Consider the following 19418-nt stretch of genomic DNA (forward strand, 5'->3'; position numbering starts at 1 on the left):
AGAAGAAATGACCAAACCCACCGATAACCCCGCCGATCCGTTCAAAAAAGCCTTGGCCGAGGCGACCAAGGTCATGGCCAATGACCCGGAAATGACCGTCACCTATTCGGTGGACCCGTCGGGCATGACCAAGGAAGGCGTGCGCCTGCCGCAGGTCAGCCGCCGCATGACCCGCGATGAGGTGCTTTTGGCCCGCGGCACCGCCGATGCTTTCGCGCTGCGCCGCAAGTTCCACAATGAGGCGACGGCGACGAAATACGCCCCCACCGGCACCCTCGCCCGCGACATTTATGACGCGATGGAAACCGCGCGCTGTGAGGCCGTGGGCGCGCGCGCCATGCCCGGCACCGCGGGCAATATCGACGCCAAGATCGCGCATGAAGCCGCGCGCAAAGGCTACGCCGAGATTACCCAGGCCGCCGATGCGCCCTTGCCCGTGGCCGCAGGCTATCTTGTGCGCCATCTGGCCACCGGGCGCGACCTGCCCAAAGGCGCGGATAACGTGATGAACCTTTGGCGCGGGTTTATTGAAGATAGCGCATCCAAGACCCTGCAAAACCTCGACCATGTGCTGACCGATCAAGCCGCCTTTGCCCGCCTTGCGCGCAAGGTGATTGCCGACCTCGGCTATGGCGACCAACTGGGCGACGACCCCGATACCCAGGAAGAGGATGAAGACTCGGGCGATGACGCCCAGCAAGATCAGGAACAGCAAGACAGCACCGGCGAAGACGATAGCGAGGATGAAAACTCTGACGCAGCACCCGAGCAAAGTCAGGAAGAACAGCAAGACGCGTCCCAAGCCCAGGTGTCCGAAGACGACATGTCGGATATGGAGCAGGGCGAAGAGGCGGAAATGCCCGAAGGCGAGGCCCCGATGGAGCCACCGCCCCCCGCGCCGCATTCCGATGCCGATCCGAACTATGCCGTCTATACCACTGATTACGATGAGGAAATTCGCGCCGAAGATCTGGCCGAAACGGTCGAACTCGAACGCCTGCGCGCCTATCTTGACCAGCAGCTTGAACCGTTGAAGGGTGCGGTCAGTCGTTTGGCGAACAAGCTGCAACGCCGCCTGCAGGCCCAGCAAAACCGAAGCTGGCTGTTTGACCTTGAGGAAGGCACGCTTGACGCTGGCCGCCTTGCCCGTGTGGTCGCAAACCCCACGACACCGCTGTCCTTCAAGCAAGAAAAAGACACCGAGTTTCGTGATACCTGCGTGACGCTGCTCTTGGATAACTCCGGCTCTATGCGGGGCCGTCCGATTTCCATTGCCGCGATCTGTGCTGATGTTTTGGCGCGCACGCTGGAGCGGTGCAGCGTGAAAGTGGAAATCCTGGGCTTTACCACCCGCGCGTGGAAAGGTGGGCAAAGCCGGGAACGCTGGCTGACCTCTGGCCGGGTGCAGCAACCCGGCCGCCTGAATGATCTGCGCCATATCATCTATAAATCTGCCGATGCGCCCTGGCGGCGCGCGCGGCCAAATCTTGGCCTGATGATGAAAGAGGGTCTGCTGAAGGAAAACATCGACGGCGAGGCGCTGGAATGGGCGCACAGGCGGATGATGGCGCGCCCCGAGGCGCGCAAGATCCTGATGGTCATTTCCGATGGCGCGCCGGTTGACGACTTAACCTTATCCGTTAACCCCGCGAATTATCTGGAAAAACACCTGCGCGACGTGATCGCAATGGTGGAACGCAAAAAGGCGGTGGAACTGATCGCCATTGGCATCGGCCATGATGTGACGCGCTATTACAACCGCGCTGTCACCATCACCGATGTTGAACAATTGGCGGGGGCAATGACCGAGCAACTGGCAGGCCTTTTCGACACCGATCCGCGCAAGCGTGCGCGTGTGTTGGGCATGCGAAAGGTCGGCTGATGTTTCAAAGTTTCACCGCCACCGCTACCCCCGCCCAGGGCCCTGCCCGGCTTGCACAGTTGCGCCGCGTTTTGGCTGCCGAAGGCTTGGCTGGCTTTGTCATTCCCCGCGCCGATGCCCACCAAGGCGAATATGTCGCGCCGCGCGATGAGCGATTGCAATGGCTGACCGGCTTTACCGGATCAGCCGGGTTTTGCATCGTCTTGCCAGACAAGGCGGGCGTGTTCGTGGATGGCCGCTACCGCACGCAGGTAAAAAGCCAGGTCGATCTGGCGCATTTCACGCCCATAGCCTGGCCCGATACCAAGCCCGGCCCTTGGATTGCCGAACATCTGGCACAGGGCAACATTGGCTTTGACCCATGGCTTCACACCGCCGATGAGATCGCGGCAATTGAAAAGGCACTTGAAGGAACGCCCGTAACCCTTTCTCCTAAAAAGAATTTCATTGATACGATCTGGCTTGATCAACCAGAATCCCCTATGGGAAAGGCCTTTGTCCAGGCGGATGCCCTTGCGGGCAAGACCAGCGCGGAAAAGCGCGATGCCTTGGCTGCCGAATTGCGCAAAGCCCAGCAGCCGGCGATGGTCATTACCCTGCCGGATTCGCTTTGCTGGCTGTTGAACATCCGGGGTGCGGATGTGCCCCGCAACCCGATCTTGCACGGTTTTGCCATTCTTTATGACGATGCCCGTGTAACCCTTTTTGCCGAGCCGGAAAAATTTGATGATGCCACCCGTGCCCACCTTGGCCCGCAGGTGAAAATCCGCCCCTCGGGTGCCTTTGTTCCTGCGCTGCACATCTTGCAAGGCCCGGTGCGGGTTGATCGGTCCACCGCCCCGCTTGCGGTATCGCTGGAACTGGCAGACGCGGGGGTAGAGGTGGCTTGGGGAGACGACCTTTGCCGCCTGCCCAAAGCCTGCAAAACCGAGGCCGAGATTGCGGCGACGCGTGCGGCGCATCTGCGTGACGGCGCGGCCATGGTCGAATTTCTGTGCTGGCTGGATGCCGAGGCCCCGAAGGGCGGGCTGACGGAAATTGACGTGGTGACAGCGCTCGAATTGTTTCGGCGTGCCACCAACCAATTGCATGACATCAGCTTTGACACCATTTGCGGCGCCGGTGCGCATGGCGCAATCATGCATTACCGTGTGACCGAGGCCAGCAACCGCGCAATAACGCCGGGTGAGTTGTTGCTGGTGGATAGCGGCGCGCAATATGTAGATGGCACCACCGACATCACCCGCACCATGGCAATAGGGCCCGTGCCCGAGGGCGCCGCGGCGGCCTATACGCGCGTGTTGCAAGGGATGATTGCAATTTCCCGCGCCCGCTGGCCGCGCGGCCTTGCGGGGCGTGATCTGGACCCGCTGGCGCGCTATCCGCTCTGGCTTGCCGGGATGGATTTCGACCATGGCACGGGGCACGGGGTTGGCGCGTTCTTGTCGGTTCACGAAGGCCCGCAACGGATCAGCAAACTGTCCGAAGTGCCTTTGCAACCGGGGATGATCTTGTCAAATGAACCGGGCTATTACCGCGAGGGGGCCTTTGGTATCCGCTTGGAAAACCTGATCGTCGTTACCCCGGCCGCCAAACTGGCCGATGACCGCGATCAGCTTTGCTTTGAAACCCTGACCTTTGTCCCCCTCGATCGGCGGTTGATTGACCTGGCCCTGCTTGCCCCCGGCGAGCGTGCCTGGCTGAATAGCTATCACGCAGCGGTGGCGGCGAAACTTGCTGACCGGCTGTCACAGGCCGCGCGGGCATGGCTGGCCCAGGCGACCGCGCCAGTTTAGCCGCAAAAATCAGTCAGCCGCGCGCCATTTCGGCCGCCGCCGTGTCTCGAATACGCTCGACCATGGCGCGCACCCCGTTTGAGCGCTGCGAAGACAGATGCGCATCCAGCCCCAGCCGGCCAAGCTCTGCCGGGGCATCAATCGCCATCACCTGCGCCACCGTCACCCCGCTGTAAAGCGCGTGTAGCACCGCGATCAACCCGCGTACAATCATCGCATCACTTTCACCGGCAAAATCAAAGACGGCTTCCGCACCCTGCCCCGCAATCATCGGGCGCAACCAGACCTGACTGGCGCAGCCGTCAACCTTCAACGCCGGCACTTTGAACGCGGCCTCAAGCGGTGGCATTTCCTTGCCCAGGGCGATCACATGTCGATAGCGATCTTCCCAATCGTCCAGAAATTCAAAAGTTTCGGCAATTTCTTCAAAGGCGGCGCTGGCCATGGCGTCTGCTCCGGTTACAAGTTGGGCTAGGGGTAACGGCTTTGGTGGCCAAGGTCCAGCTTATGCCTGAATTTCATCGCAGCAAGTGCTTTTCAAATGCTCCGCTATGGGCTACCCAAGAGACAGAGTTGAACGGGAAAAACAGCAATGAACACACCGCTGATCGCAGCCCTTTGCGCAACATTGGCCCTTGGGGGCTGTTCCAGTATCGGCAAGTCGCGCCTGAACCCATTCAACTGGTTCGGCGGGTCCGAAGAAACCATGGTGACGCCAGCCGGCGAAAAACCTGCGGATGGCCGTTTGCTGGTGGCACAGGTCGTTGATATGAAACTGGAGAAAATGCCAGGCGGCGTGATTGTGCGCGCAACCGGGCTGCCCCCGACCCAAGGCTATTGGGAGGCAGAGCTTGTGGCGCGCCCGGTTGAAGATGGCACCATCATCTATGATTTCCGCGTTTTTCCGCCGCTTGCACAGAACCCCGTCTCAACCCAGCAATCGCGTGAAATCACCGTGGGCGCCTATTTGTCGAATGTGAAACTTGACACAATCCGCCAGATCACCGTGCAAGGTGCCAGCAACGCCCGAACCAGCCGCCGATAAGGCGTTTCGTCTGACAGCAAAGATTTCAACGCGTTATGTGATACATCTTGTTGCAAGCCAAAGGCGAAACGCGACCATCGTTTCCCTGGCTGCGGGTTCTTGGCGAAAATGCGGGCGCTCGGGCAAAATTCCTGCGCTGTTATTTCGGCCTGTCTTCCAGGCGCAACGGCAGGCTTACGCGAAACGCAGCGCCCCACTGCCCCGGCAAGTAAGTGATGGTGCCACCAAGATTGGCCATCACCTCGCGGCAGATTGCAAGCCCAAGCCCGGCCCCGCCAGCCTTGGTCTGATCCGTGAGGCGCGAGAACTTCTCGAATATCAGCGCTTGTTTATCCTTTGGAATACCGCTGCCGTTGTCGATGAAATCCACCGTCACGCGCCCGCCCTTGCGCCGCACAGATATCCGCAGCTCGGGGTTTTCGGCATTGCAGTATTTCCGTGAGTTGGAAATCAGGTTTATGAAAACCTGCGTCAAACGGTCACTATCGGTTCTTAGAAAAATGTCTTCGGCAGGCAAATCCCGGTAAATCACAAAACGGCGCTCGGGGCGGGTATGGCTTGCCGCTCCCATCGCCCGGTCAATCATCCCGCGCAGATTGCTCAGATCCAGGTTCAACTGCACCGTACCGCTTTCCAAAACGCTCAGGTCCAACAAATCATCCAAAAGCCGGGTCAGACGTTTGGTTTCATCATGAATAATCTTGCCGTATTTCGTTACCAGTTCACCCGGCAAATCGCCCTCGGTCAGAATTTCGGAAAATGCCCAAATCGAGGTCATCGGCGTGCGCAATTCATGGCTGATCTGGCTTAGAAACGCGTCTTTTTGTACCGAAAGCTGGGTCAGTTTGTCATTGGCATCCCGCAGCTGTCTGGCCGTTCGGGTCAAGGTATCCTGCTGTTCTTCCAGTTTTGCCGAATATTCCATGATTTGCGCCGCCTCATTGGCAACCGCCATCAGGTCCTCGACCGAGACGGCCGCGCGCCCCGCAATCTGGGCAATCATCGCATGTGCCGTCGCAGCCCCAACCGAGCCGGCAAGCCTGCGCTCCAGTTGCTCGACAAATCCGGCGGTCGGGTCGGGCAGGTAACCGCTTTTGCCCTGTGCCGCCGCCTGCGTCTCAAAAAAGGCCAGGGCCTCATCATCGCCCAATATCCGCTGGGCCATCACCAGCAGGTCTTCGGCCCCGGCCGCCCCCTGCGCCGACCAGCCTTGCGCGTTGCCCGGCTCCGACTCGAACGCGTTGATAAAGGCGGCCGCCTGCACGCGTTCAACCGGGTTGGGGAACGTCAACAGCGACCCCGCACAAAAGACCAGCGTATTCAGCGCAATCGACCAGAACAGCGCATGGATCAGCGGGTCAATGCCCGTCACGCCAAACAGGGCTTGCGGGCGCAGCCAGCCGATACCAAACGGGCCATGTGCCAGCACCTGCGCTGACAGCACCCCATCCGTTCCGAAAGATGGCAAAAACAGCGCATAGGCCCAAATGGCAAAGCCAATGCACAGGCCCAAAATCGCCCCCGTGCGCGTGGCCCCGCGCCAGAATATGCCCCCCATCATCGCGGGCAATATCTGCGCCACCCCGACAAAAGAGATCAACCCGATAGAGGCCAGGGCCGCCGAGCCGCCCGAGCCGCGATAATAAAAATACCCCAACGCCAATATCGCCACGATGGACAAGCGCCGCGACAGCAGCACCAGGCGCCGTACATCCCCCGGAACCGCCTTGCCCGCACGCAAGGACAGCCAGAACGGCATCACGATATGGTTTGACATCATCGTCGCCAAGGCAATCGCTGCCACAATCACCATCGAAGTCGCACTGGAAAATCCGCCAAGAAAAGCCAGCATCGCCAAGCCGCCCTGCCCCTGACTTAGCGGTACGGTCAGCACAAACAGATCCGGGTTCGAGCCCTCTGGCATCAGTTCCAGCCCGACCACCGCGATTGGCACCACGAACAGGCTCATCAGCATGACGTAAAGTGGAAAGGCCCAGCTTGCGGTCGCCAAATGGCGCTCATCGCTGTTTTCCACGACCAGAACCTGAAACATACGCGGCAAACAGATCACCGCCGCCGCCGACAGAAAAATAAGCCCGCTCCAGCGCGAGGGTTTCATATGCCATTCGGCCAGATCACTGGCATCAATCCGCGCCAGAATATCGCGCGGCCCATCGGCAATGCCCCAAACGACAAAGGCGCCAACCGCCACCAGGGCCACCAGCTTTACCACCGCCTCTACCGCAATCGCGGTCACGACGCCGGTGTGCTGCTCATTCGCATCAAGGTTTCGGGTGCCGAACAAAATGGTGAACACCGCCAGACCAGCCGTCACCCAAACGGAGGTGGCATCGCCGTCGGGCTTGGCCCACCCATCTGCCGTGGCACTGGCAAACACCCCGAACGACAGCGTAACCGATTGCAGTTGCAGTGCAATATAAGGGGTTGCTGCGGTCACGCACATCACCGTGACAATCACCCCCAGCAGGTTTGATTTGCCATAGCGGCTTGAAATCAGATCCGCGATCGAGGTGACATGATGCTGTCGCCCGATCCGCACCAGCTTGCGCAGCACCCACCACCAGCCGACAAAAACAATCGTCGGGCCAAGGTAAATCGTCAGATATTCCAGCCCTGACCGCGCCGCATAGCCCACCGCGCCGTAAAACGTCCAGGCCGTGCAATAAACCGACAGCGACAACGTATACACCACGGGCGAGCGCAACCAGCCCGCAGCCCCCAGCGCCGCCCGCCGTTCCACCACAAAGGCAACGGAAAACAGAAAGATCACATATGACAGCGCCGCAATGACAAGCAGGTTAAACGGCATCTCAGCGCGGGCCTTTGACGGGGGGCGGCGGGGCGGGTTTGACGGCATCGGCCTCATCCGACAGCCGGCGCGCAATGATGGCCGCAGCCACGATCAGGAACAGCCAAACCAGAAACAGATAAATGCCATCGCTTCCCGTCTGTCGCAGGTCACTGGTTTCTTCGCCCCATAGCATCGGCAGAAAGATCAAAAACAACGCCATGACCGGCAGCAACCGTGCCACATCCCGCAACCGGCGCTGACGATAGCCCTGCGGCGGCAAGAACAAGGGCCTTTTCATTCTGCCACCTTGCCCGCATCACCGCTTTCGCCCTGTGCCAGGCTCCGGACTGCCGCCAGAATATCGGCATTTGAAAAAGGTTTGGTTATGAACATATCCGCCCCGAACTGCTGGGCGGCATCACGATCACGGCCCTGGCTTTTGGCCGTCAGCATCAAGACAGGCAACGCCGCACATTCTGGCAACTGCCGCAATTGGCCAAGAATATCATAGCCGCTTTGCCCCGGCAGCATCACATCCAAAATCAAGACATCGGGTCGCAGGCGGTTCACTTGCGCCACCGCATCCGCCCCATTGGCATGCGTGCTGACCTGCCAGCCATCCCGGTTCAAAATAAAGCGGATCGCCTCTGCGATATTCGGCTCATCTTCAATAAGCAAGACATGTCGCCCCATAGGCTTTCGCTGGCCTCCCCTGACCGTGCATCTTTTGACTATTGCGGGTTCCGACCCGGCTGTCAAAACCGATTACGCTGTTTGCGGGATGATCGACGGCTCTCGGCGCGCGATACAGCCCGCCCGCGGACAAATCCGGCAGGTGCTGCCGACTGGCAGTGCCGCCCCGGCCTCCGAGCCACCCGCAGCAGGGCCGCGCTTGCTGATCAACATTGCCCCGGTCCGCAGCTCTGGCCCGGCAATCCCTTGCGGATAGGTTGCGGCACAAAAGGCCCGCAGGAAAAACTGCTGCGGCACCATTCCCGGCATTTCAACCAAAGCCGCAACCGGCTGCGAAGGCCGCGACAGCGCAGAATAAAGCGGCCAGAGCGGGCAAGCCGCGCCATGGCGCGGCACCGAAAACCCCTCAACGCGCTTGCACACAAGCAACGCGCCCGAACCGTCGCACATCACCAGGCCGTCCGTCGCACCCTTGCGAAACGCAAGCCTGCGAAATACCGCCAACACATCGCAGCCAAACCGCCGGGCCAACCGCAACGGGTCGCCCTGCGCATCCTGGGCCAGGGCGGCCTCGAACGCGGCCAATGGCAGGCGCTTTGCATCTTGCGCCGCCTGCTCCACCCAATCTTGGGCAAGCGAGCGGGCCGCAGCCGAGGCAAGCGCGGCGATGTCAGCCGCCAATGCCTGCGGCCCGCCACCGCCCAGCTCCAACGCATCGAAATGCCAATGGTTTTCGGCAAGCCAGGACTCCAGCTCTTCTTGTGGCGCGGTGGCACCAGTATCTGCCGCCTGCTCTGATCCATCCAGATAGGCAACCAAGGCCTCGGCCCCAACGGCCAGACGCTCACTATCCGCGTGCAGATTGCCATGAAACCGCGCGCGCCATTCGGGTTCGATATCCTCGGTCTCGGCCAAGATCGCTGCGGTAGAGCGCACAGAACTGACCGCCGAAAGCACCTCATGCAGCGCCAGCGACAAATGCGGATCATGGCTGATGCGGTCATTCAACGCCGCGACCATCCGCTCCAGATGTCCGATGCGGCGGTATTGTTCGGCCAACAAATCGGCCCAGCCCGGAAACCGCCCCAACAGCTCGTCAATCCGGTCCAGCTCGGGTTTGGAACCAAGGCCCAGCAACGCCGCCGCCCGCATATCCTGCGCCGCCCCGCCTTCGGCGCCCTCGGCCAAAAGCGCCGGTTCCACCCCCAGCCCGGTCGCAAGCCTGCCCAAAATCGCATCACTGATCCGCCGACGGTTATGCTCGATCAGGTTCAGGTATGAGGCCGATATGCCCACAGCCCGCGCCAAATCCGCCTGTGCAATTCCCGCCGCAAGGCGTCGCTCGCGCACGCGGCTTCCTGTCAACGCCGTCAACGACATAGCCAACCCCATTTGTGTAAATCACAGTTTACACCACCGACACGGGTTTACAAACGCGGCAAACACGCCGCTTCGGGCCGATTTTACGCCTTGCGCCCCTGCCGCACTGAAAAGGGGTGCGCCTTTGACAGGCACACCCCCAGCACCGCATCCCAGAGACAGCTTACTTCAGCGCCTTGTCGCTGATCGCCGTGGTATAAGCGCCCTCGGGGGCCTTTGAAATAACCGGGTCAGAGCCGCCACCAAGCAAGGTCGCAACCGTGCGGTCATAATCAGCGATGTTCAAAGCCCCGTTTGACCCTGCGGTCAGCTTTGCCACTTCGGCCATCATTCGCTTTTGGTGGCTTTCGGTTTGCGCGCCCGTCTCGTCATTATCCAGAACGATCATCGCGGCTTCGTCCGTATTTTCCTCGGCATATTTCCAACCTTTCATGCTTGCCCGCACGAAACGCACCATCTTATCCTCAAACGCCGGGTCTGCCAGATTGGCCTCCAGCACATAAAGCCCGTCTTCCAGCGTCGCCACGCCCTGATCTTCATATTTGAATGTCACCAGATCATCCGCCGCAATCCCTGCGTCAATCACCTGCCAATATTCATTATAGGTCATGGTCGAAATACAGGCCGCCTGCTTTTGCAACAGCGGATCGACGTTGAAACCCTGCTTCAGCACCTCAACCCCATCCGCGCCGCCTGTGGTCGGAATACCCAAGGTGCTCATCCAGCTCAGGAACGGGTATTCGTTGCCATAAAACCAAACCCCCAGGGTCTTGCCCTTGAAATCATCGGGGCTCGTGACGCCGCTTTCCTTCAGACAGGTCAGCATCATGCCCGAGGATTTGAACGGCTGCGCAATATTCACCACCGGCGCGCCCTGTTCGCGCGCGGCCAGTGCCGAAGGCATCCAATCAACCATCACATCCGCGCCGCCGCCCATCAGCACCTGAACCGGGGCCACATCCGGCCCGCCCGGCTTGATGGTGACGTTCAGCCCCTCTTCCTCATAAAACCCTTTTTCCAGCGCCACATAATAACCGCCAAACTGCGCCTGCGTGACCCATTTCAACTGCAAGGTCACATCATCTGCCGCATAGGCAGCGCTACCCAAAAGCATCGCCGCAATTGAACCTGTTACCAGTCTTTTCATTTTACTCTCCCTGTTGGACCTCAACGGCCTCTCTGTGAAGGGTGCCAAAACGTCACCCCTTTTTCTATCATGGCAACGACACCATAAAACGCCGATCCCGCCATCGCCGCCACCGCAATTTCGGACCAAACCATGTCAAGCCCAAGCCGCCCGACCTCGGTCGAAATCCGAAAGCCCATGCCCTGCGTCGGGCTGCCGAAAAACTCGGCCACAATCGCCCCGATCATCGCCAGCGTGGTTGCAATCTTCAACCCATTGAAGATGAAAGGCATCGCCGCAGGCAAGCGCAGTTTGAACAGGTTTTGTGTATAGCTTGCCGAATAGGTCGCCATCAGGTCGCGCTGCATCTTGTCGCTGGCCCGCAGCCCTTCAACCGTGTTCACCAGCATCGGGAAAAATACCATCACCACGACCACCGCCGCCTTGGAGTGCCAGTCAAAGCCGAACCACATCACCAAAATCGGCGCGATGCCAACAATCGGCAAAGCGGCGACGAAATTGCCCACCGGCAGCAAACCACGCTGCAAAAACTCAGACCGATCTACCGCTATCGCGGTCAAAACCGCCGCACTACAGCCGATCAAATAGCCCGTCAGCGCGCCCTTGACGAAGGTTTGCAAGAAATCGCCCCAAAGCACCTCCAAACTTCCGAAAAATCGCGTCGCAATCGCGCTTGGCGGTGGCAGAATGACGGGCGAAACCCCGGTTCCCAGCACCATAACCTCCCAAAGCCACAGCAAAGTCGCGCCGAACACCAAAGGGATGGCAAGGTTGACGGCCCGCGCAATCGACCGGCTGCGCGGCCGCGCCTCGGCCAGCAGGGCAACCCCGGTCCAGGCCAACAGCCAGACCACAACCACCACCAGCCATTGCGCGGTATCGAAACTTTCAACCGCCAGCAGGGCCCGCGCCAAAGCCGCCGCAATTCCCAGATATATGGCCCCCAGCACCGGCCACCCGGCCAGCGCCACGAACAGCACCAGTACAAACAGCCCCGCCGCCCGCAACACGTCATGCTCCAGCGCGGCAAGCGCTGCCGCACATACAGCGACCAACGCAATCACCATCCGCAGTTTTTTTGCCACCCCGTTCATTGCGCAAACCCCATCCGCCGCAAGGTGGCGCGCTGCAACACCCCGATCACGCCAACCATGCAGGCCGCCAACAAGGCCGCCACAATCAGCGTCGCCCAAATCTGAATGGTCTGGCCATAATACGACCCCGCCAGCAACCGCGTCCCAAGCCCCGCCCCCCCCAAAGGCAGTTCTGCCACTATGGTCCCCACCAAGGACGCGGCAATCCCCACCTTGAGACTGGCAAACAAATAGGGGGCCGAGGCCGGAAACCGCAGCTTCCACAAACCCTGCGCAGCACTTGCATTATAGGTTCGCAGCAGGTCCAACTGCATCCCATCCGGGCTGCGCAAGCCTTTGACCATCCCAACCACAACCGGAAAAAAGCTCAAATACGCAGCGATCAGCGCCTTGGGCAACAGGCCCGACACGCCAACCGAGTTCAGAACAACGATGATCATCGGCGCAATCGCCACAATCGGAATGGTCTGGCTGGCAATCGCCCAGGGCATGACAGACCGGTCCATCGCCCGATTATGGACAATCCCCACCGCCAGCAAAATTCCAAACCCCGACCCGATCACAAATCCCAGCATCGTTGCCGAAAACGTCACCCACGCATGCAGCACCAACCCCCGGTTTGACAGGCTGCCCGACCGCATTATCCCCTTGCGCCCATTCACCTCCTCGCCCCAAGTCAGCGTCCACAACTCCGCCGCCACCTGATGTGGCGCAGGCAACACAGGCCGCTCTTGCGCCAGGGTCCGCGGCACAATCTCGGCCCAGCCAATCTCTGCCCCGGCCCGCGCCGCCTGGTCCCGCTCCCATTGCGCATTCATCAAAACCGCAGCCGCGTACCAAAGCGCCAGAATAACGCCCACAACCACCAAAACCGGCCCGACAGACTTCATCGCACTGCCCCCAAAATCAAACCGGCCCCTGCTTTCTTTTCGGCAAAAATATCCTCAAGGGGGGAATTGCCCTCAAGGGCAAGGGGGAAACAATGTCCCCCGCCACCGTTCCAGAAAAATCAAACCTCATCCGAATGCCCTGCCCGCAACCCATCGCGCACCCGGTGCGAGAGTTCAATAAACGCCGCCGAATCGCGAATTTCCAACGGGCGCTCTCTCGGCAACGGGCTTTCGATCACATCGGCAATCCGCCCCGGTCGCGGGCTCATCACCACGATTTTGGTGCTCAGATACACCGCCTCGGGGATCGAGTGGGTCACGAAACAGATCGTCTTTTGCGTCCGCGCCCACAGCAACAACAGTTGCTCGTTCAGATGGTCGCGCACAATCTCATCCAGCGCCCCGAACGGCTCATCCATCAGCAAGATATCGGCGTCAAAGGCCAGCGCCCGCGCGATGCTTGCACGCTGCTGCATCCCGCCCGAAAGCTGCCAGGGAAACTTCTTGCCAAAGCCCTTCAGATCCACCAGCTCCAACACACGCGCAACCCGCTCGGCCTGCTCGGCCTTGGAAAACCCCATGATCTCCAGCGGCAGCCGGATATTGCCGCCAATCGTGCGCCACGGATACAGCCCCGCGGCCTGAAACACATAGCCGTAAGCCCGCGCCTTGCGCGCCTCTTCGGCACTCATGCCGTTCACGGTCAGGCTGCCTTCGGTTGGCGCCTCCAACGCCGCCATGCAGCGCAAAAACGTGGTCTTGCCACAGCCCGAAGGCCCGATGAATGAGACAAACTCGCCCTTTTTCACCAGCAAATCCACGCCTGACAGCGCATGCACCGGCCCGTCATTGGTCTGAAAAGTCAGGCCAACCCCTTTGGCCTCAATCACCGTATCCGGCATAAATCGCTCTTCTCTTTTCTTGTCGTCGACCATCAAGCCCTGGCTGGACCCGCTTTCTTTCATCAAGCACTGCTGCCTCAGACACCGCTTGCCGGGATGCCCGAGCGTTGCACAGGCCGCGGCGCGGTCAGGTCTTTCCAGGTTGAAAGCGCCCGGTTCACCGCGCCATTCGGCTCTCGTGCGACAAACGCGCCATGCCCTTCCTGAGTGCGAATTTCACCATCATGCACCGCGACATGGCCACGGCTAAGGGTGAAACGCGGCAGGCCCTTTACAGCTTTGCCCTCGAACACATTGTAATCAATCGCAGATTGCTGACTGGCCGCGCCGATCACCTTTTCCTTGGCCGGGTCCCACACCACCAGATCGGCATCTGACCCCACAGCAACCGCGCCTTTTTTCGGATACATCCCGAATATCTTGGCAACATTGGTTGAGGTGACCGCCACAAACTCATTCATCGTAAGGCGGCCCGTGTTGACCCCGTTTGTCCAAAGCATCGGCAGGCGGTCCTCCAGCCCCCCGGTGCCATTCGGGATCTTGGTAAAATCGCCAAGACCAAAGCGCTTCTGTTCGGTCGTAAAGGCGCAATGGTCGGTCGCCACCACGCTCAACGACCCCGAGGCCAAGCCCGCCCACAGGCTATCTTGATGCGCCTTGTTGCGGAACGGCGGCGACATGACACGCCGGGCGGCGTGATCCCAGTCGGGGTTGAAATACTCGCTTTCATCCAGCGTCAAATGCTGGATCAAGGGCTCTCCCCAGACCCGCTTACCCGCTTGGCGCGCGCGGCGAATGGCCTCGTGGCTGTCTTCACAGCTGGTATGCACCACATAAAGCGGCGCGCCCGCCATATCGGCAATCATGATCGCGCGGTTGGTCGCCTCGCCTTCAACCTGTGGCGGGCGTGAATAGGCATGTGCCTCGGGCCCGGTGTTGCCCTCGGCCAGCAATCGCGCCGAAAGTTCCGCCACCACATCGCCGTTTTCCGCATGCACCATCGCAATCGCGCCCAGATCGCGCACCCGCTGAAAGCTGGAATACAGTTCATCATCATTGACCATCAACGCGCCCTTGTAGGCGAGAAAATGCTTGAAGCTGGTGATGCCCTTGTCGACCACCTTTGCCATATCGTCAAAAACCTTTTCGCCCCACCATGTAATCGCCATGTGGTAGGAATAATCGCAATTGGCCCGGCCCGATTTGTTGTGCCACATATCCAGCGCATCCAGCAAACCCTGCCCCGGTGCAGGCAAGGCGAAATCAATCACCATTGTCGTGCCACCCGCCAGCGCCGCCCGCGTGCCGGATTCGAAATCATCCGACGAATAGGTGCCCATGAACGGCATTTCCAAATGCGTATGCGGGTCAATTCCACCGGGCATCACATAACACCCGGTCGCATCCAGCACGGTATCGCCCGAAAGCCCCGGCCCGATCGCCACAATCTTGCCGCCCTCAATCAAGACATCCGCCTTATAGGTCAGGTCATGGGTTACAATCGTGCCATTCTTGATCACTGTTGTCATGCTCGGTCTCCGTCTTGACTGATGTATTGCGCGGCGCAAAATTAGAGGCAAATTTGGGTTTTTGGTTCGGTGGCGGGCATCAATGGCGCCATCTGCGGGCCATTGACGTAGTAATAGCAGTTGTCATTGCCCAGCCTGATCGCCGAAGCTGCCACGCCTTGCGGCACCAGATTGGCATATGTGGCCCGCAGCTCGCGGCTGGCCACTGAAAAATCAGTCGCCTGGCCTCGTGCGCCCTTTGGCTGTACCGCCATTGACGCGGGCCCCGCGGCGCAGGCGGCGATGGCAAGACAGGCACAAAGCGCCACAGCCCGGCGTGTCACGCCACCACCTCCGCCACCTCAAGCACGGCATGGAACATCACATCCGTCCCCGCCGCCGCCCATTCGGGGCTGATTTCCTCGGCCTCGTTATGGCTTAACCCATCCACACAGGGGCACATGATCATCACCGTCGGGGCCACGCGGTTGATCCAGCAGGCATCATGGCCCGCCCCCGAAATAATATCCATATGGCTATAGCCCAGCCGTTCAGCCGAGGCGCGCACCACCTTCACCAGCCCGGCGTCAAAGGTAACGGGGTCAAAATGCCCCACATCCTCTATCTCTATTCCCAGGCCCAATTCCGCCGCTACCGCATGGGCGGCCCGGGTCACTTCGGCCTTCATCGCGTCCAGCTTGGCCTGATCGGGGCTGCGGATATCCACGGTAAACACCGCCTTGCCGGGGATCACGTTGCGGCTGTTGGGATAGACATTGGCATGCCCCACCGCCCCCACGGCGCCGGGTTGATGGCTCATGGCGATCTGGTGCACGCGTTCGGTAATCCGTGCCATGCCAAGCCCGGCATTCACCCGCATCGCCATCGGCGTGCTGCCCGTATGTGCATCCTTGCCCGTCAGCGTGATCTGCAGCCACCAAAGCCCCTGACCATGCGTCACCACACCGACATCGCGGCCCTCGGCCTCTAGGATCGGGCCTTGTTCGATATGCAGTTCAAACATTGCATGCATCTTGCGGCTGCCGACGGGTTCATCGCCAACCCAGCCAATCCGCGTGATCTCCTCGCCAAAGCTTTTGCCCTCGGCATCCTTGCGGCTATAGGCATAGTCTTGGGTATGCATTCCCGCGAAAACGCCCGAGGCCAGCATTGCAGGCGCAAAACGCGTGCCTTCTTCATTGGTCCAGTTGGTCACCACGATCGGGTGTTTGGTCTTGATGCCAGCATCATTCATGCTGCGCACCACCTCCAGCGCCCCAAGAACCCCCAAGACCCCGTCATATTTGCCCCCGGTGGGCTGCGTATCCAGATGGCTGCCCATATAGACCGGCAGCGCCCCGGCATCCTCGCCAGCGCGCGTGGCAAACATCGTGCCCATGGTATCGACCCCCATGGTCATCCCCGCCGCCTCGCACCAGCTTTGAAACAGCGCGCGGCCGGTGGCATCGTCATCCGTCAGGGTTTGCCGATTGTTGCCCCCCGCAACGCCGGGGCCAATCTTTGCCATCTCCATCAGGCTGTCCCACAGCCGTTCGGCATTGATCCGCAAATTCTCGCCCCGTCCAGACACTCGTCCTGGCACCTGTGCCGCCATCTGTCCCACTCCCTTGAAATCCGGGGTTCGATCCCCTTGACGCTTGTTAGCCCTTGCCGCGAGTCTCTTCGTCGACTTATGCTTTTGTGACAGCGCACCACAACCTGACCAATCGGTCAAGAAAATTCGGTCGGCCCCTATGACACATGACGTCCGCCCCTCAAAACGCGAAGAATCCCGCCGCGAAAATGAGCGGGTGATCCTGTCTGCGGCAAAATCGGTTTTCGCCGAGGCTGGTTTTGGCGGGGCGACCATGCAGCTTATCGCCGATGTCGCAGGGCTGCCAAAGGCCAATCTGCACTATTATTTCACGACGAAAGAAGAGCTTTACCGCCGCGTTGTACAAGACATCTTTGAAATCTGGCTGCGCGCGGCCGACAGTTTTGACAATGCACCGGACCCGGCCACCGGAATAGGCGCCTATATCGACGCAAAGATGGAAATCTCGCGCCGCCACCCCAAAGGGTCCAAGGTTTGGGCAAGCGAGGTGATGCATGGCGCGCCCATCATCCAGGATTATCTGGAAAATACGCTGCGCGAATGGACCGATGGGCGCATCGCAGCGATTCAGGGGTGGATAGACGCGGGCCAAATGGCCCCGATCAGCCCGCGCCACCTGCTTTACATGCTCTGGGCCATCACCCAGCATTACGCCGATTTCGGCCATCAGGTCGAAACCCTGAACGGCGGCAAGCCCTTGTCCGGGGCCGATTGGAAAACCGCCAAGGATACGATCAAAACCATCATCCTGCGCGGCATCGGTGCTGCGTAGCGCATTGTTACAAGGTCACACCATGGATATCGCTACATTGAAAGCCCAAGAGAGCACGCTCCAATGGCCCAGCTTTGGCGCTGAGGATGCACTCACTCTTGGCCTGATTTTGCTGGACATGGGGCGCGCGGCCAGCCTGCCCATCGCCATCAACATTCGCACCGCCAACCAGACCCTGTTTCACGCCGCCCTTCCGGGGGCCGCCCCGCTGAATGACCTCTGGGCCTTGCGCAAATCCAACACGGTTTTGAAATATCACATGTCTTCGCTGCATGTTGGTGAAAGGATGCGCGCCAGCGGCAAGGGCTTTGCCATAGAGGGCCTGTCCGAAACCGAACATGCGGCACATGGCGGCAGCTTTCCGATCCGGCTTCACTCGGGGCTGGTGGTCGCCGCTGTCACCGTTTCGGGCCTGCCGCAGGTCGACGATCACGCGCTGGTGGTGGCCGCGATTGAAAAGGCCTTGGCCGCCTGAGGTTTTGACCCATGCGCCTTTGCACCCGGCAGCGGCCCCCTTGCCCGATGCGGAATTCTTACAGCCCCTTTATTGGCCAGAAAACGGCATGATACCAAATGAAAGGCCAAAGCCAGTCACAATGCCCGGCGTCCTGGCTAATGGTTTGACCCACCTTGCAAGCCGGGCTAACATCACCCACCCGCCGGGCATCACAACCGCCCCCTTTTCAGGACGACAGATGGCCCGCACGCGTATTCAACAGAAAAACTCTGAAACCATCCTTGATGCTGCTCTTGATGTTTTTTCGGCCAGCGGTTTTCGCGGGGCGACGCTTGATCAGATCGCCGAGGTGGCGGGGATGTCAAAGCCGAATCTGCTTTATTATTTCGCTTCGAAAGAGGCGATTCATCTCGCCCTGCTTAACCAGCTTCTTGATACATGGCTTGACCCGCTGCGCGCGATGGACCCGAACGGCGAGCCGCTGGCGGAAATCATGGGCTACATCCGCAAAAAGCTGGAAATCAGCCGCGATTACCCCCGTGAAAGCCGCCTTTTCGCGAATGAAATCCTGCAAGGTGCGCCCCATATGCGCGTCGCAATCGAAAGTGACCTCAAGGCGCTGGTGGATAAGAAAGCCATTGTGTTGCAGGCGTGGATGGATGCCGGAAAAATCACACGGCTGCCGCCTGTGCATCTGATTTTTTCGATCTGGGCGCTGACCCAGCATTACGCCGATTTCGATGTTCAGGTCCGCGCCGTTCTTGGCCCCGACCATGACCCTTTCACCGAGGCCGAGGCCTTTCTGGAAGTGCTGTTTCGCCGCCTTCTGCTGCCCTGATCCGCTGTTGGCGTTTCGACTTTAACCCCAACCTTAATCCATCACATATCGCATTGAAATTTTTGGTTTCAGGCCGCGGTATATGAGTTAGGTTTAAGGCGAATCGCTATAAAATGCTGTGCATTTCAGGCAAGAAATGGCTGGCAATCTTTGCTAGGATGACCGACAGGCGGGGGCCCAACCGGTAACGGAACACATAAGATGGAATTCCCAGTTTCGGGGCGCGTTTCGGTGCCCCCGGCCACCTCGACCGAAATGCAAAAACCCCCTGCCTCCACGGCAGAAAAAACAAATCTGCCCGCGCCGCTCAGCGTGGATGAGGCCCGTCTTGCCGCCAAGACCGCGCTTGAACCGCGCGAAAGAACTGCGATCATCCGCGCCCTGCTTGCTGACCCGCCCGCATCGGCCGCAGCCCTCAGCCTGGCCACATTGATCGCCGCGCAAGCCGAGCAGGCGGTGGCCGGCTATAGTTCGGCCCGCATGACGATAGGGCCGGCCGACCCAGACACAAATGCCCAAAGCGGCCCCTAGCCCAGCCGCCAAAGCGTTGATCTTGTCTGCGCAAGGGATTTTGGGCCCAGCCAAAG

At 60.0% G+C, this 19418-nt stretch carries 19 protein-coding genes; 7 read left to right on the forward strand and 12 right to left on the reverse strand.

The window, feature by feature from the left end; genetic code table 11:
• The first annotated feature begins 7 nt into the window (after window positions 1–7).
• Both cobT and VDP61_RS07485 read left to right on the forward strand, forming a co-directional pair.
• The gene (cobT, locus tag VDP61_RS07480; RefSeq protein WP_323006317.1) at window positions 8–1882 is read left to right on the forward strand and encodes a cobaltochelatase subunit CobT; all 1875 of its coding nucleotides are present in this window, start codon (window positions 8–10) and stop codon (window positions 1880–1882) included.
• Window positions 1882–3678, forward strand: coding sequence for an aminopeptidase P family protein (locus VDP61_RS07485; RefSeq protein ID WP_323006318.1), 1797 nt, complete (start codon window positions 1882–1884; stop codon window positions 3676–3678). The genes cobT and VDP61_RS07485 overlap by 1 nt, the downstream gene beginning before the upstream one ends.
• 13 nt (window positions 3679–3691) lie before the next feature.
• Here the strand turns inward: VDP61_RS07485 and VDP61_RS07490 are convergent, their stop codons facing one another.
• The gene (locus VDP61_RS07490) at window positions 3692–4123 is read right to left on the reverse strand and encodes a SufE family protein (protein ID WP_323006319.1); all 432 of its coding nucleotides are present in this window, start codon (window positions 4121–4123) and stop codon (window positions 3692–3694) included.
• Window positions 4124–4270: 147 nt separating this feature from the next.
• Between VDP61_RS07490 and VDP61_RS07495 the strand changes: the two genes are divergently transcribed.
• Complete coding sequence (locus VDP61_RS07495; protein WP_323006320.1) at window positions 4271–4723, forward strand: hypothetical protein; 453 nt, start codon at window positions 4271–4273, stop codon at window positions 4721–4723.
• Window positions 4724–4862: 139 nt separating this feature from the next.
• Here VDP61_RS07495 and VDP61_RS07500 read toward each other — a convergent pair whose 3' ends face one another.
• The 11 genes from VDP61_RS07500 to VDP61_RS07550 all read right to left on the reverse strand — a co-directional run bounded on the left by VDP61_RS07500 (window position 4863) and on the right by VDP61_RS07550 (window position 16740).
• Entirely contained in the window at window positions 4863–7553 is a 2691-nt protein-coding gene (locus VDP61_RS07500) for an ATP-binding protein (RefSeq protein ID WP_323006321.1), read from the reverse strand.
• A gap of 1 nt (window position 7554) precedes the next feature.
• Window positions 7555–7833 carry a hypothetical protein gene (locus tag VDP61_RS07505; protein ID WP_323006322.1) on the reverse strand — a complete coding sequence of 93 codons (279 nt, stop codon included), beginning with the start codon at window positions 7831–7833 and terminating at the stop codon, window positions 7555–7557.
• Window positions 7830–8228: a response regulator transcription factor gene (locus tag VDP61_RS07510; RefSeq protein WP_323006323.1), complete on the reverse strand. Its 399-nt coding sequence runs from the start codon at window positions 8226–8228 to the stop codon at window positions 7830–7832. The genes VDP61_RS07505 and VDP61_RS07510 overlap by 4 nt, the downstream gene beginning before the upstream one ends.
• A 72-nt stretch (window positions 8229–8300) precedes the next feature.
• Window positions 8301–9608: a short-chain fatty acyl-CoA regulator family protein gene (locus tag VDP61_RS07515; RefSeq protein WP_323006324.1), complete on the reverse strand. Its 1308-nt coding sequence runs from the start codon at window positions 9606–9608 to the stop codon at window positions 8301–8303.
• Window positions 9609–9771: 163 nt separating this feature from the next.
• Window positions 9772–10755 (reverse strand): ABC transporter substrate-binding protein, encoded by a 984-nt coding sequence (locus tag VDP61_RS07520; RefSeq protein ID WP_323006325.1) that lies wholly within the window; start codon window positions 10753–10755, stop codon window positions 9772–9774.
• A gap of 20 nt (window positions 10756–10775) precedes the next feature.
• Entirely contained in the window at window positions 10776–11576 is an 801-nt protein-coding gene (locus tag VDP61_RS07525; protein WP_323006406.1) for an ABC transporter permease, read from the reverse strand.
• 269 nt (window positions 11577–11845) lie between these two features.
• Window positions 11846–12739, reverse strand: coding sequence for an ABC transporter permease (locus VDP61_RS07530; protein WP_323006326.1), 894 nt, complete (start codon window positions 12737–12739; stop codon window positions 11846–11848).
• A 119-nt stretch (window positions 12740–12858) separates the two neighbouring features.
• Window positions 12859–13641, reverse strand: a complete 783-nt coding sequence (locus VDP61_RS07535; protein WP_323006407.1) for an ABC transporter ATP-binding protein — start codon at window positions 13639–13641, stop codon at window positions 12859–12861.
• 77 nt (window positions 13642–13718) lie between these two features.
• Complete coding sequence (gene hydA, locus VDP61_RS07540) at window positions 13719–15170, reverse strand: dihydropyrimidinase (protein WP_323006327.1); 1452 nt, start codon at window positions 15168–15170, stop codon at window positions 13719–13721.
• 41 nt (window positions 15171–15211) lie between these two features.
• Window positions 15212–15493 carry a hypothetical protein gene (locus tag VDP61_RS07545; protein WP_323006328.1) on the reverse strand — a complete coding sequence of 94 codons (282 nt, stop codon included), beginning with the start codon at window positions 15491–15493 and terminating at the stop codon, window positions 15212–15214.
• Window positions 15490–16740: a Zn-dependent hydrolase gene (locus VDP61_RS07550; RefSeq protein WP_323006329.1), complete on the reverse strand. Its 1251-nt coding sequence runs from the start codon at window positions 16738–16740 to the stop codon at window positions 15490–15492. Before VDP61_RS07550 ends, VDP61_RS07545 begins: the two co-directional genes overlap by 4 nt.
• Window positions 16741–16903: 163 nt before the next feature.
• Between VDP61_RS07550 and VDP61_RS07555 the strand changes: the two genes are divergently transcribed.
• From VDP61_RS07555 to VDP61_RS07570, 4 genes are all read left to right on the forward strand, one after another.
• Window positions 16904–17536 carry a TetR/AcrR family transcriptional regulator gene (locus tag VDP61_RS07555; protein ID WP_323006330.1) on the forward strand — a complete coding sequence of 211 codons (633 nt, stop codon included), beginning with the start codon at window positions 16904–16906 and terminating at the stop codon, window positions 17534–17536.
• Between the two features lie 22 nt (window positions 17537–17558).
• Window positions 17559–18011, forward strand: coding sequence for a heme-degrading domain-containing protein (locus VDP61_RS07560; protein ID WP_323006331.1), 453 nt, complete (start codon window positions 17559–17561; stop codon window positions 18009–18011).
• 220 nt (window positions 18012–18231) lie between these two features.
• Window positions 18232–18831, forward strand: a complete 600-nt coding sequence (locus tag VDP61_RS07565; protein WP_323006332.1) for a TetR family transcriptional regulator C-terminal domain-containing protein — start codon at window positions 18232–18234, stop codon at window positions 18829–18831.
• A 201-nt stretch (window positions 18832–19032) separates the two neighbouring features.
• Window positions 19033–19362: a hypothetical protein gene (locus VDP61_RS07570; RefSeq protein ID WP_323006333.1), complete on the forward strand. Its 330-nt coding sequence runs from the start codon at window positions 19033–19035 to the stop codon at window positions 19360–19362.
• Window positions 19363–19418: the final 56 nt, after the last annotated feature.

This window comes from Pseudorhodobacter sp. (assembly GCF_034675685.1).
In the GTDB taxonomy this organism is placed as follows: Bacteria; Pseudomonadota; Alphaproteobacteria; order Rhodobacterales; family Rhodobacteraceae; genus Pseudorhodobacter.